This is a genomic window from Exiguobacterium sp. s150, from assembly GCF_018618435.1.
In the GTDB taxonomy this organism is placed as follows: domain Bacteria; phylum Bacillota; class Bacilli; order Exiguobacteriales; family Exiguobacteriaceae; genus Exiguobacterium; species Exiguobacterium alkaliphilum.
Window position 1 is genome coordinate 1 of sequence record NZ_JACSMC010000048.1, and the last position, 14255, is coordinate 14255.

Annotated in this window: 9 protein-coding genes and 4 pseudogenes; 4 read left to right on the plus strand and 9 right to left on the minus strand. The window is 39.4% G+C overall.

Features of this window, described 5'->3' with window-relative positions:
- Positions 1 to 181 precede the first annotated feature (181 nt).
- Positions 182 to 978: pseudogene (locus KNP76_RS14930) on the minus strand (IS3 family transposase); the annotation flags it as partial.
- On the opposite strand from KNP76_RS14930, the pseudogene KNP76_RS14935 reads away from it, so the two are divergent.
- Positions 970 to 2094: pseudogene (locus tag KNP76_RS14935) on the plus strand (heavy metal translocating P-type ATPase); the annotation flags it as partial. The pseudogenes KNP76_RS14930 and KNP76_RS14935 sit on opposite strands and share 9 nt — an antisense overlap.
- Before the next feature lie 498 nt (positions 2095 to 2592).
- Here the strand turns inward: KNP76_RS14935 and KNP76_RS14940 are convergent.
- The 7 genes and pseudogenes from KNP76_RS14940 to KNP76_RS14970 form a co-directional block, all read right to left on the minus strand.
- Positions 2593 to 3444 (minus strand): cation diffusion facilitator family transporter, encoded by an 852-nt coding sequence (locus KNP76_RS14940; RefSeq protein ID WP_214762936.1) that lies wholly within the window; start codon positions 3442 to 3444, stop codon positions 2593 to 2595.
- Between the two features lie 212 nt (positions 3445 to 3656).
- Positions 3657 to 4550: pseudogene (locus tag KNP76_RS14945) on the minus strand (arsenic resistance protein).
- A gap of 321 nt (positions 4551 to 4871) precedes the next feature.
- Entirely contained in the window at positions 4872 to 5687 is an 816-nt protein-coding gene (locus tag KNP76_RS14950; protein ID WP_029336175.1) for a ZIP family metal transporter, read from the minus strand.
- Between the two features lie 124 nt (positions 5688 to 5811).
- Positions 5812 to 6753 (minus strand): cation diffusion facilitator family transporter, encoded by a 942-nt coding sequence (locus KNP76_RS14955; protein WP_214844974.1) that lies wholly within the window; start codon positions 6751 to 6753, stop codon positions 5812 to 5814.
- 23 nt (positions 6754 to 6776) lie between these two features.
- A complete protein-coding gene (locus tag KNP76_RS14960) occupies positions 6777 to 7115 on the minus strand; it encodes an ArsR/SmtB family transcription factor (protein ID WP_029336177.1) in 339 nt (112 codons plus the stop codon).
- 420 nt (positions 7116 to 7535) lie between these two features.
- Positions 7536 to 7955, minus strand: coding sequence for a disulfide oxidoreductase (locus KNP76_RS14965; RefSeq protein ID WP_029336179.1), 420 nt, complete (start codon positions 7953 to 7955; stop codon positions 7536 to 7538).
- Positions 7952 to 8626: a thioredoxin domain-containing protein gene (locus KNP76_RS14970; RefSeq protein ID WP_029595508.1), complete on the minus strand. Its 675-nt coding sequence runs from the start codon at positions 8624 to 8626 to the stop codon at positions 7952 to 7954. The genes KNP76_RS14965 and KNP76_RS14970 overlap by 4 nt, the downstream gene beginning before the upstream one ends.
- 384 nt (positions 8627 to 9010) lie before the next feature.
- Here KNP76_RS14970 and KNP76_RS14975 point away from each other — a divergent pair, with 384 nt between their 5' ends.
- The 3 genes from KNP76_RS14975 (at position 9011) to KNP76_RS14985 (ending at position 13360) form a co-directional block, all read left to right on the plus strand.
- Complete coding sequence (locus KNP76_RS14975; protein WP_082665802.1) at positions 9011 to 10552, plus strand: N-acetylmuramoyl-L-alanine amidase; 1542 nt, start codon at positions 9011 to 9013, stop codon at positions 10550 to 10552.
- Between the two features lie 307 nt (positions 10553 to 10859).
- Positions 10860 to 12197, plus strand: a complete 1338-nt coding sequence (locus KNP76_RS14980) for a murein hydrolase activator EnvC family protein (RefSeq protein WP_029336183.1) — start codon at positions 10860 to 10862, stop codon at positions 12195 to 12197.
- A 770-nt stretch (positions 12198 to 12967) separates the two neighbouring features.
- Positions 12968 to 13360, plus strand: a complete 393-nt coding sequence (locus KNP76_RS14985; protein ID WP_029336184.1) for a FixH family protein — start codon at positions 12968 to 12970, stop codon at positions 13358 to 13360.
- Between the two features lie 378 nt (positions 13361 to 13738).
- On the opposite strand, the pseudogene KNP76_RS15905 reads toward KNP76_RS14985, so the two are convergent.
- Positions 13739 to 13867: pseudogene (locus tag KNP76_RS15905) on the minus strand (ATP-binding protein); the annotation flags it as partial.
- Between the last annotated feature and the right edge of the window lie 388 nt (positions 13868 to 14255).

The window sequence follows — 14255 nt, forward strand, 5'->3', positions numbered from 1 at the left end:
CTAAAGTCTTCACGGGGTGGGAACTGAATCACCCCTTCGACAATTTCAATTTCATATTCATGAAGCGCCTCTTTCAATTCAGGTGTCACGACGCCCTCCGTCACGCGAATATCAATATCTCGCGTCGGACGATACTGAACTGCCCCCCGTCAAGTAGACAGGGCAAATAATGAAAACCGAACTAGGCGGCTTTAGACCTGTATTCGACAGGGCTCAAGCCGTTTAGCCGTTTCTGGAAACGGTCATGGTTGTAGAACGATATGTAGGTCTCGATGGCCGATGTGAGTTCGCTATAGGCCTGAAACTCACGCAGGTAGTACATCTCGACTTTCAGGGTACCCCAAAAGCTCTCGATCGGGGCGTTGTCGATGCAACGTCCGACCCGGGACATGCTGTGGGTCAGTCCCGCGTCTTCCACCATGCGTTTGAACCCTCTCGAGGTATATTGGCGCTATGGATCATCGGACGCGCTCCTGTGCGGAGCCCCGTGATGGCTGGCATCATCGTCTGGAAGACGAGAACGTTGTTGTTGGACTTTCCGATGCGATAGGCGACGATCGAGCCGTCGTACAGGTCGATGATTGCGCTCAGGTATGCCTTTTTCCCGGCACCATATTTAAACTCGGTGACGTCGGTGCACCATTTCTCGTCCGGTCGGGACGCGCTGAACTCTCGGTTCATCAGATTCTCGGCCACATGCTGTGGCATCGACTTCTTATGTCTCTTCCGCTTCCCGCGGATGATCGATTGGATCCCATGGATATGCATCAGGCGATAGACTTGCTTTTCATTGAACGTGGACAGACCTTGTTGCCTGCGTAGCCGATTGATTGTCATCGTGACCCGACGGTAGCCGTATGTACGGTTCGCCTGGTCATAGAGTAGACGAATGTCCTCCAGGAGCTTCTCGTTCTCTTCTTGACGCACCGATACGGTGCGGTTCAACCATTTGTAATAGGCCGCACGTGAGATGCCAGCTGGGAAACCTGGGTCTATCAAGGATTGGCGGTTCTAGTAGTGGGTTGCCCGTGTGCCTTAGTCATTTCGACGCCGATTTCGATTGTTTCCGCCATCGGTAATGCTGCCAAAAAAGGGGTCTTGATTAAAGGCGGCGTATACCTGGAAAAAATGGGCGCGCTGAAAGCTATTGCATTTGACAAAACCGGTACCCTGACCAAAGGTGTACCTGTCGTCACAGACTTTAAAATCACGAACAAGCAGGTAAACGAGAGAGAACTGCTTTCTATCGTGACGGCATTGGAATATCGTTCTCAGCATCCGTTGGCCTCTGCCATCATGAAAAAAGCGGACGAGGAAAACATACCTTACACCTCTATCAGAGTTGAGGACTTCTCTTCCATCACAGGAAAAGGCATTAAAGGAACGATAGACGGCACCACCTACTTTATCGGAAGCCCGCTTCTCTTTAACGAGCTAGGTGTTGAAAGTATTGATAATAATCTGGACCAAACCGTAACGGCTCTGCAACAGCAAGGTAAGACTTCGATGATTATCGGAACGAAACAAAGCATATTGGCGGTTATCGCCGTAGCCGACGAAGTCCGGGAATCCAGCAAAGAAATCATCCGGAAACTACATGATATGGGTATTAAAAAGACAATTATGCTGACGGGTGACAACAAAGGGACAGGCAAAGCTATCGGCCAGCAAGTTGGCGTCAACGAAATCCAGGCAGAATTGATGCCAGAGGATAAATTAAATGTCATTAAACGCTTGCGAGCTGAGTACGACAATGTCGCGATGGTCGGGGACGGCGTAAATGACGCTCCGGCACTCGCTGCCTCTACTGTTGGAATTGCCATGGGTGGTGCTGGAACGGATACCGCTTTGGAAACAGCAGATGTCGCCCTGATGGGCGACGATTTGAGCAAACTACCGTTTACGATAAAATTGAGCCGAAAATCCCTAAATATTATCAAAGTGAACATCGCGTTCGCTATCAGTATCAAAGCGATTGCATTACTCTTGGTCATCCCGGGCTGGCTCACCCTATGGATAGCTATTATGTCCGATATGGGGGCAACTCTTCTGGTAGCACTGAACAGTTTAAGACTGATGAATGTCAAAGAATAAAAAAACAAAAATATTCATTTTTATATCCTCGAATTTGTACTGGGTATGATAAAAAATAAATGATCTCTGTTTTTTAAAACGGCTTTAAGATGACTTCGGTATTGTTCCCGAGTCATCTTTTTAGGTTTCATTGTCAGCTTTTTTATCATCAGACAGTTTTAATCGAGGCCGAACCTTATTCATTGACCGGAATATTCTCCGAAGTATGGAAAGAAAATCCGGTCGATAGGTCTACTAAACTATGACAATTAAATCTAAATATTTGAACGTTCGTTTTGGAATCATTCATTCATTCGAATACATCCTATTTTAAGAGACGAAATTTCGATAGTGTTCAAAAAAAAAACGAATGAGGGGGTTTCTAAATATACCCTCATTCGATATTCAGTTTCCTTGCACGTAGAAAAGTATTTATTGGTATCAGACGGTATGAAGTATAGAATTTTTACTCATATGTCGAACCTCAGTGTGGATTTGGTGCAAGGATGACTTATTTCTTTAGTTGTGTTTTTTTGATTCTAACTCTATTGTAGAATGTTTAACATCTAGTTTTGAAGTCACTTCTTTGACTTTTTGTTTAACAATAGTTGAATCCTTTAGATTCATCTCTTCTACTATTAAGTGTAAATTCATGGCGTTATCTTCGCCATCAATTGACCAGACATATAGGTTTTGAACAGAAATCACTTCTTCAATACCTTCAATCTTTTGCTTCACCTCATCGATGTCAATACCATCAGGGACAGCACCTAAAAGTATTTTCATTGTTTTAACTAAATTACGAAACACATTCACTAATATAAACAACGCAATAGCAATTGATAGGATGGGGTCAAGTATATGTATATCCTTGAAGAGTAAAACTATCCCTACTACAAGAACGGCAATCCAACCTAAAACATCTTCTAAAAGGTGCCAAGATAGTACTCCCTCATTTACTGATTTTCCTTTGTGTAGACGGAATGCCGCAAAACCATTTAAAAGCACACCAAAAATTGCAAACCAAATCATTCCTTGTGCATTAGAATGCTCCGGTTCAAACAGTAGAGGAATTGCTTGAGTAAAAATATATACAGATCCAATTATTAATATTGTCGCATTTATTAATGCTCCTAAAAGGGAAAAACGATTATATCCAAAAGTGAAGTTATGATCGGGTTTTTTGTTCGAAAATTTTTGTAAGAACCAGGACAGGCCCAATGCAAGAGCATCACCTAAATCGTGAATGGCGTCCGACATGATTGCAACACTATTAATCAAAAATCCCCCGATAAATTCACCAATCGAGAAAACAAGATTAATTATAAATGCTAGTTTGATATTTTTTGATGCCTTATCAGTACTCGCCATTGTTCGATCTCTCCTCACTTGGTAGTCCATCCTTAAAAAGGTTAGTTGTTAGAATAATACTGGTCTCTAGCGTTCTGCAATATAATAAATTTCTTTGCCTATTGATTGTAAACAACGCATACTTGAGAACTTAAGCGCAGTTCTTAATATTTTAATAAACAATCGAAGGACGTAATTTTTGAAAGCGAAATTAAATACATGTATCTAATTTGTTAGAACCATTTAGGCACTAATTTTATATATAAGACTTCTCCGAACAATTCGGTAACGGTCTGTAAAATGATCACTACAGCTACTTGTGTTGATAGGGGCTCTGGTAATATAGATGCTAATGGAAGAACTACAAGTGAATTCCTTGTTCCCATACTAAATGTAATTGCTCTTCTTGAAGCAATATCTAGTTTGAACAACTTACCAAGGGACTTTGACACCCATGGTATGATAAGTAGAAATAAAATATAAACTGGTATTACATCTATTAATGTCCCGAGGTCACTATACACTTCCCTAATTTGAGAGGCAACTACCACAAAAAGTACAAAAGACATAAATGGAACGGGAATCCATGGCGGCATTTTCATGATACGATTACCTAAAGAACTCTTTTTAGAACACAATTGTGTCATTATCGCTAATAGAAGCGGTATAAAAATCAAAAATAGAAATGCCTCTAGAAATGGACCCATCCTAACGATACTAATAGCCTTTTCTCCTAATAATACGAATAAATATATGGGTAAGAATATCGTCTGTAAAATTAAAAGAATCGGTGTTACTTTTAACAATATTGATTCGTTTCCCTTTCCCATCTTTGTAAAAACAATCACATAGTCGATGCACGGTGTTAACAACACCAAATACACCCCCAGCATTAGTGATGAATCTTGAAGAAATATGATAACCAAAACCTAAACTATTAAAGGAACGGCAACAAAATTTCCTAATAAAAGAGCTACCACAAACCTCATGTTTGTAGCAGATCCATTCGATTTCAGAAACGGAATTTGAACGAACATCCCATACATCAAAACTCCTAAAAGGGGAGAAATAAAAATATCGAGATATACAGCTTCTGTATTCAATAGACCAAAGATTACTGCCAACATCAAAAAAATGATGTATATACTGACTTGGTGGGCTTCCACCTTCTCTAGCACTTGAATTCCGAATTTGCTTTCCTTCTCTATCAAAATCCCCCCCAAAATTTTCAGGAAATTTCAGAATGAAATAGATAACTCCACGATTTTAATTGCCAGGGCAAGAGGTTTTATATTTTTTCTTCTAGTATTTTTATTTATCCAACAGTAAAAATACCGACTGAAAGTAAATATAATTAAGGCTCATTATTTACACTTCCGAATATAGTTAGTATCTTGAATATATATCAGTCAAAAAATAAAGTGATAACCATTAAAAAAATAATTATTTTAGCCTAAAGCCACATCTAAAATCATCATGATTGTAAAGCCAAACATTAAACAAACAGAAGCCAAGTCCTTGTTTCCATTTTCTTGAGATCCTGGGACTACCTCCTCCACTACAACAAAAATCATTGCTCCTGCAGCAAAGCTTAGCGCAAACGGAAGTAAAGGCTCCATTATGAGTACTGCTACTACTCCTACCAACGCCGCGAACGGTTCAACCATACCAGATAACTGGCCATAGAAAAAACTTTTACGACGAGATAATCCATCTCGTCTCAATGGCATTGACACAGCAGCACCCTCAGGGAAATTTTGTATGCCGATTCCGATTGCCAGCGCGATAGCTCCCGTGATTGATGATGAAGGGAATCCTGCTGCAACTGCTCCAAATGCAACGCCTATGGCAAGTCCCTCTGGAATATTATGCAATGTTATTGCTAACACCAGTAACGTGCTCCGCTTTCTCTTCTTAGGGTTTATACCCTCAGCCTCATCCATCGGTGAAGTGGGATGCAGATGTGGAATCACTTTATCAACACCTGATAAAAAGAATCCTCCAAGTAAGAAACCGATTGCAGCTGGTAACCACGCCGGAAGAGAATCTTGTTCCGCCATCTCAATTGCAGGTGAGAGTAATGACCAAAAACTAGCGGCAATCATTACTCCTCCAGCAAAACCGAGCATCCCATCCATTAGCTTTTGATTCATTGATTTTGTCATAAACACTAACGCGGCACCAAGCGCCGTCATCCCCCAAGTGAATAAAGTACCCAGCAATGCTTGAGTAAGGGGTTCTAACGAAGAAATATATTCAATCATCTATCAAAACTCCGTTGCCAAAAATCGAGTTTCTATACATGCTCAAAATTAAGTAACTATTATCCAAAATCAGCATTGCTGTCTCCTCCTCTTGATTGTCAATCCTACTCAACAGGTGATTTTTTTAATGTTGATGTACTACTTCCCCTACCTTCAGTTTGCAAAGCAATTCATCGCTGTGAGGATGAGAAAGTGTTTCGAATTGAATCGTAGAGTGTTGAACGTTCAGATGTGCTAAATCGTGTTCAATTTCTTGAAGTAGATTCTCACTGTCATAGATTTGTAAATTACCATCAACGACAACATGACATGAGAGTGCATTCATTCCACTTGTGATACTCCAAAGATGAAAGTCGTGTATACTCCGTACCCCCTCCTTGTTGTGAATGACTTGAAGAACCTTTTCGACATCAACGTTTTGTGGTGCACCTTCCATTAATACGTTCAATCCGGATTTCGTCACGAAGTAACCACTTCGTAAAACAAGTCCCGCTACAATGATTCCTGCGAGCGGATCTGCCCAGTTCCATCCAAATGCCATGATAAGAAGCGCTGCCAGTACTGCACCGACTGAACCCAACGTATCGCTTACAACATGTAGATAAGCACCTCGCATATTCAAATTATGTTCTACGTCTGCACCTCTTAACATAATCCATCCAACAAGAAGGTTTATAGCAAGGCCAATACTGCTAACAATTAACATTCCTACGGATGCGACCTCAGGTGGTTGAATAAATCGATTGATGGCCTCATAAAAGATATATATGGAAATCAGTATGAGTGTGACCCCGTTTAAAACAGCTGCTAGAATCTCGAAGCGTCTATATCCGAACGTTTTACGATTGTTCGCTATTTGTTCACCTAATTTAAAGGCAAGTAATGCAATAGCGAGCGAAGCCGCATCACTAAGCATGTGACCTGCGTCCGCTAAAAGTGCTAAGCTATTTGTAAGGTACCCTCCAATCGCCTCTACAACCATGTATGCCGAAATAATAAAGAATGAAATGATCAAAATCTTTTTGTTAGAGGTATGAGAATGATCATGTGCATGATTATGTGCCATAAGATTAACTCTCCTTACTATATTTAGTGGTGTTTCGCATGCTCAATCGCCTGTCTTAGTAAGTTCATGACATGGTGATCATCTTCTGAATAAAATAGAGTAGTTCCTTCTCTTCTAAACTTGACAAGTCGAAGATTTTTTAAAAAACGTAGCTGATGAGACACGTTTGATTGACTTAAGTTAAGAAGATCAGCTATTCCGTTGACCGAATGTTCCTTTGTGCATAGCAGGGTTAATATTTTAATTCTTGTCGGGTCACTAAGTGCCTTGAACGTCTGAGATACAATAAATAGAGTCTCATCGTCAATCTGCGCCCCTATTTCTATTTCATTTTCTGTAGTATCTTCAATCGGTTCATCCATAAGTCAGTACCTCCGCTCATGATAACTATACATGTTCATATGTTCATATATAACTTATTAGACTTTTGCTGTGCCATCAACACTTAATTTAAAAAACATTTATTCTATCAGCTCTACATACTTGAAGATTTGAGATACTTTCTCTGGTTTTGCGATTATTTCTTATTTTTAGCCATACAAAAACTACCTATTAGAGAGCTAGTTAGATCTCATACTCGATAGGTAGTCACGCTTTTTCAAAAAATCAATATAGTACACTAACGTTTTAAGAAAACGTCAATTGAATTATTTACTGGGTATTGTCTAATCTATTTTCCAACTTCAAAAAGCTTTTCATGTTTTTCTAAATCAAAGCTGTTTTTTAGTAAGCATACCAATTTGATACAATTAGTTCTTCATTTTTCAAATCCAAATCAAAAACTACTGTTTGGTACTGATTCGTCCAAGAATGACTGTAATCAGAAAAAAGGCGGTCAACGCTAAAAACGGAATTGTGATAAAACCCATCCAGTCAATGTACTGTGCATTACAGGAAACTCCTTGTTCACATGGTCTGACTTCCGAAAAGCCGGGCACCTTTTGTACAAGATAGTGGTAAAAAGAGATACAGAATCCGATTATTGATAAAGGGAGAACATAAAATTTGATTGAGCTATCTTCTCTGAAAACTGCAATTGCAAGAATCAAAGCTATTGGGTACATAAAGATACGTTGAATCCAACAGAGTTCACAAGGTATAAAACCACGAATTTCGCTAAAATATAGACTTCCAAGTACTGCAGTAATTGAAACAACCCAGGCGAGGTACAGTCCATATCGGTTTATTACTGAAGCGCTCATTGGGTTAGCTCCTTTTCAATTTGTTTTTTTATAGAGGTATAGTCGAATGGATTTTCAAGGATGACCCCATTAACTGCAATCGTCGGGGTCAGTGTAACATTGTATTTTTCTACGAGCGCCGCATCCATTTTAACTGATTCTAATCTAGAAGAACGACTTGATAGGTCTTCTCTAAATTTATTTAAATCTAGAGAAGGGACAGTCTTCGTCGCAATCTCTTCCATTTTCTCCACCGTAACCCATGGATTATCGTGTATTTGCACGTCAGGTTGAGCTTCATAAATAGCTTTGTGAAATTGCCAAAATGATTCTGGGTGATTTTTGTAAACAGATTCTGATGCAAGGGCAGCTAAAGTGGACTCATCTCCGTGAAACAAAACATTAATGTAACTAAAGGAAGCTTTCCCACTTTCAATGTAATCTTTTACAAGTTGAGGATAGATTGTTTCACCCCACTCTTTACACGAAGGGCATTTATAGTCTCCGAATTCTACAATTGATATCGGCGCTTCCTTTTTACCTATTGTAGGTTGATTATTAACTGATATCTTTTCATCTTGAACAATTTTAGTCTTTGATTTTTCGGAACTTTGATCATTTAAAAATAAAAAAGCTAAGACTGCAATTACTAATACGGATGTAAAAATAGTCAATAGTTGATTAGTTTTCAAAACAATTCACCTCTTTTATAAATTCGTTATTTCTTTTATCAGAATTATAGCTAAAAATACTAGAGTATCCTTAGTTTTTCAACATTGAATCCATGGACTTCTAAAAACGAAATCTATGAGTCAAACAAGTTACATTCTAACACATTCATGCAACTAAACTTTTATGCAGATGAAAGGAGGGCCAATTTATTTCTTAAAATACGTCTATTCCCCTTAATAATAGTGCATTTTAAAACAGGGCAAGAAAACTTTTAACTGTAGATAGACGAAAGCCAATAATCGTTGCATAGAATGACTAATATTTAAAGGATAAGTACCATACAGATAGTAAAAAACCATTCATGGGTCTTTACAACCAAAAAAACTACATATGAGGAGTCTATTATGAAGTCTAAACATAAATTTCGAATAAGCTTAGTAATTTCCTTGGCTTTATTAACTTCTTTTTTCTATCCCTTTAAGCTTTTAACTAGTGTTAACGTCCTAAACGTCGTACATGCAGAGGAATCTCTATTCATAACAACTGAAAATTTGAATTTGCGTTCCTCGTTCTCTTCAAAAAGCAATGTCCTTTTGACGATTCCAAAAGGAAAAACCATTAAGAAGATAGGTGTATATGGAGAAGATAAATCCTGGTTTAAAGTTTCATTCAATTCAAAAATCGGTTATGTCTCAACGAAGTACGTGACCCCAAAACCTATACCTAAAAATTCAGTCAGTTCAATAAACACAATATATAAAACTAAAACGTCACTAAATCTGCGTAAGGGCCCATCTGTCAAATCACCCGTTTTAATGACTATCCCAAAGTCCAGCCCACTAATGTACCATGCTGCCTCAGGCCCTTGGTATAAAGTATCATACAATGGGACTCAAGGCTATGTAGCAAGTCAGTATGTAACCATATCGCCCTCGGCTATGAAGTCACGAAGTAAGCAAACGACCGAGATTCGCTCAAGCATGTCTTTAGTGAACTCAAAGGTCCTTATTACGATTCCAGCATCTACTGAAGTGACTGTACTAGGAAAATCGGGCACAACGGGTTCTTGGTTAAAAGTTATGTATAACGGTATTATAGGATTCACACCTGCTCGACATTATATAGTGCAAGTGGCACCGGGGGATTCTTTATCCACTTATCCAACATATATTACTCTCGAAAATCTTAATTTACGTAACCAAGCGAGTCGTTACGGATCTATTTTGACAACAATTCCCTCAGGCACTTCGATTTCTGTCATATCGAAAAGCGCCAGTTGGTACAAGGTGCGATATAACAATCAAGTCGGTTACGTATCATCTGGTTTTGTGCAACCATTTACCGGAAAAACTCCTATAAAATCACCGGTGATTCCAGCTAACAAACACGTGATTTTAATTGACGCTGGACACGGTGGGGGAGATGCTGGTGCAGTGACTTCAAACGGTACAGTTCAAGAAAAAGTACTCACCCTAAACATTGCTAATCGTGTGGCCGACGAACTAAAGAAAAACTATGAGCTTTATGAAGTGAAACTAACGCGCTCAAATGATAGATACTTGTCACTTGTTGAGCGGACCAATCTATCAGAAAGGCTTGATGCTGACGCTTTCATAAGCGTCCACATTAATTCTTCACCTTCTTTCGCTACAGGTCATGAAGCACTCGTCCCTACTTCTAGCGCGTACACCACAAATCCATATGCGAACGCTAGCCGCAGATTAGGTGAAGTAATTAATCAAGAAATCGCCATGAACGTTCCAGATTTTAAAAATCGAGGCGTTAAGCGACAAGATGTCTATGTGGTAGGAAGAAACACGGTACCTTCTACTCTCATCGAATATGGCTTTATTGCTAACTCAGTAGATCGCTCCTATATGTCGGGAAGTAACATGATCAAAGCAACCGCCAAAGGAATTGATAAATTTATGAAGAGTTACTACTAAATAAACACCAAACAAATACTAACAAACGATTTGACCACTGAATTTGAGACAAAATGTCCTAAATTCAGTGGTCATCATTCATTTCCTCATCAAAATGGCATTATAAGTATTTCTCTTGATATACTCGAATGACAATAAACTCAAAAGAACAACTGACATAGAAATGAAAAGAAATAGAAATATAGATGGTGAAGTAATATTGATACAATGATTCCGGTTCGAGTTTTAATCATGATACGAATACTTTTATCCAGCAACGCATTTTTTATAATAGAGATAAGTTACGGAGGCAACAACATTGTTTACCATGAAAAAAATTATAGCTTCAACTTTACTTGGTGTTATGTTAGTTCAAAGCGCATCCCCTTCTTACGCTTTAAACTTGACTGAAAAACAAAAAAATATCCAGCAGAAGCAAGCGCAAAATTCTACAGAGCAACGTAAAGCTAATACGTCAATTCAGCAGCGTGAACAAGATATCACACTCGAAGAACAGAAACTGAATGACTTGGAATCCGAGTTACAGGATATTATCAATGAGGTCACCCAGAAGAAGGCTGAAATTCGGACAACCCAAAAGAAAATTGCTCAGATTCAAACTCAAATTAAAGAATTCCAGAAAAAAATGAGCTCTCAAAAGACATTGATGGAAGAACGCATGGTCACGATGCAAAAAAACGGTGGTTCTTCTATAAACTGGGCTGAATTTATTTTTGGTTCAAAAGACTTTGGTGATCTGGTTTCACGCATGATCACCGCAGGGACGATTCAAGAAAATGATCAAGAACTTTTCAAAGAATATCAATCAACAAAAAATAAGCTTCAAATTGCTAAAGCTGAATTGGACACTGAAAAAGATAAGCTTATTAGTCAAAAAGAAGAGCTAGAGAATAGTCAGAAAAAATTGAACGGCAAAATTAAAGTGCGGGCTGCTCAAATAAAAAAATTAGAGGCCGAAAAAATCCAGTTCACATCTAAATTGGTAAGCTTGCAACAAATGGAATCGACGCTTCAAGAACAAGAAAAATCAATTCAAGCAGAGATTGAAGCCCAAAGGCTTGAAGAACAAGCTAAAATTCGTACCAAAGAGGCTGCGCGTAAAGCTGCAGAAGCAAAAAGTGCCGAAAAAAATGAAATCAGCGAGAATAAAGCCTCTCTCGAAAAATCACCAAACTCTGAGAAAGTGGTAAACACTTCAAAGACTACGGATTCACTCGCTTCTCCAACAAGTGGCGGAGTTTTTCAACGTCCAACCTCAGGTATCGTAACCCAAGGATGGGGTCCAGCAGGCGGGGCCAATGGCTACAGCTTCCATAATGCACTAGATACAGCTGGACCAGTAGGAACTCCTATTATGGCTGCTCAAACAGGAACTGTAACTCGAGCAGGCTGGGGTGGACCTTATGGAAATCATGTCATCATTACGCATGTCATAGGCGGTCAAGTTTGGACTACCCTTTATGCTCACATGAGCTCATTGTCCGTTTCCGCCGGACAACGTGTGACCCGAGGACAGAACATCGGTGCGATGGGGAGTACCGGAAATTCGACCGGTTCTCATTTACACTTTGAAGTCCATCGAGGAAACTATTCGTACTCAGCTACAAGTGCAGGGAATACAGTCAACCCATCCCAATTTTTCTGAATTTCAGAGGCGAAATTGTTTAACACTATATAATTACTTCAGTAAATCACTTAATATTTAGACCACAGAATATTAGATGCCCCGTAAAAGTTGGACCTGATAATCTAATTTTTATGGGGCGATTTTTATGTCCGAAAGCTTTTAAAGTCTCGGTGACCAAACGCTAACTGACTCGCAAGAAAAACTTCAGAAAGTTAGGATGAGCTTTCGTTCGTGCCCCCACCCCCCTACGAGTGCCTGGGGAATACAATCTCAGGTGCGACATACACATTCACTATGTAGATATTAAAAACGATATGGATGGGTAGACAATCTTTAATCGATTCAATCTTGAAGTACAGACTCTTCTCTCCTTTGATGACCTTCAACTGGCAATATACGTCGAGACGAACCTTAGGTTACTAAGGCCGTGTCTAACGGTCGATGATAAATTTACGGATATGAAGGTCCAAATTCAAACCTAGGTTGTCGAAGTCACCAGATGATCTATTTCATGATCCAACTTTTTGGATTAAGTTCAATTAATATCTTTTGAACTTAATATATAAAATTGAACTTAATATATAAAATGTACATTTCTTTATTTTTTATATAGAAAAGTAAACCAATCGAGCATACGACGCTCTATAAAGTCTTGAACCTTAAAAGTGACATGGGGTCTATGCTCGATAGCTAATAAGATTGCATGATCAGGTCACTTTTAATGTAATAATCAATACATCACATTTTCGTGTATGTTAATATTAAATCGTTTAAAGGAGAGAAAAAAGATGGCAAGGTTTTTTTCACTGTTGATTGTTTTGTTAGTATTATCTGGTTGTGGAAGTACAGTAAGCAATAATGGACCTGAAGTGATTCCAGAATTAATTGATGTACAATTTAAAACAGATCCTGAAATAGTAAAAGCAAACGAAGTTATTGAACTTATAGCAACTGTTTCTCAAGGAAACGAGAAAGTAGACGATGCGGATAAAGTTGAATTCGAGATATGGAAAGAAGGCCAAGAGGAAAGCCAACACGAAAAAATTGAAGCCAATTATCAACAAGACGGACTGTATGTAATTTCTTATATTTTTGAAGAGCCCGGTAAATACTTTATATATTCACATACGACAGCAAGAAGCTATCATTCTATGCCCAAAAACGAAATATTAGTAAAATAATAAATTTTAATTATTACAATTAATAATATAGACGAGCTAATCCATGATGAAAAAACTCGTTTTTATTGAATCGCGCGACAACATCAACCTTGTGATATATGCTCGAAAAATATCAATTTTATGATATATCCTTTCCGCTCCAATGTCTGATACGTCCATTCCGTCGCTCCACCTTGGAAACTACCATCAGTTGTATGCTTATATATAGGAATATAAACGCGAGTCAAATAGAGTCACATTGCTCAAACGCATCCTCATAAACTCGAAGGATGCGTTTTTTGTCCTGCTGAGTATTGCGGATACAGAGAGCCACTAGTGCGGACGACTGAGCGAGTCAATATGAAGAAAAAGGCCATCGACTCATCGATGGCCAAGATCTTAGCTTACCCCTAGCCCGTGGTGTTCCCTCATTGAGGTTTCGCCATCGACCAGGATTTTATAGGAGTCGTGTACGATCCTGTCGAGAATTGCGTCCGCGATTTGGTCCTGTCCTAGATTCGAATGCCACTCCGCGTGGCGTTAGACGCGCCCACGCTCTTGCTTTTGATTTTACCTTACGCTCCGTGCCTCCCGTTAGAAAGGGCCAGGAACATAGAGATGCGGCGGTGAGCCAGCAGCTCTTGTTATCGGGCCGTCAGGGGGGCAGCGGTGCGATGAGCGACTTCGCCTCCTGGTGTTAGACGCTCACGCATGAGCCCGGATCACCATTCCTTCTCCCATGCCCCGTCTTCCGATACGCCCCAATTGATTACGGCCACGAGTTTTTACCGCCTCTGCCATTTTATTTACCACCAAATGCCATGTTTGGTACCACTCAGTGACATATGTCGACCATCATGTGACTCAAAGTCCGTTGGACAAGGGATTGCGGCATTGTGAGCCATCGATTGCGGAC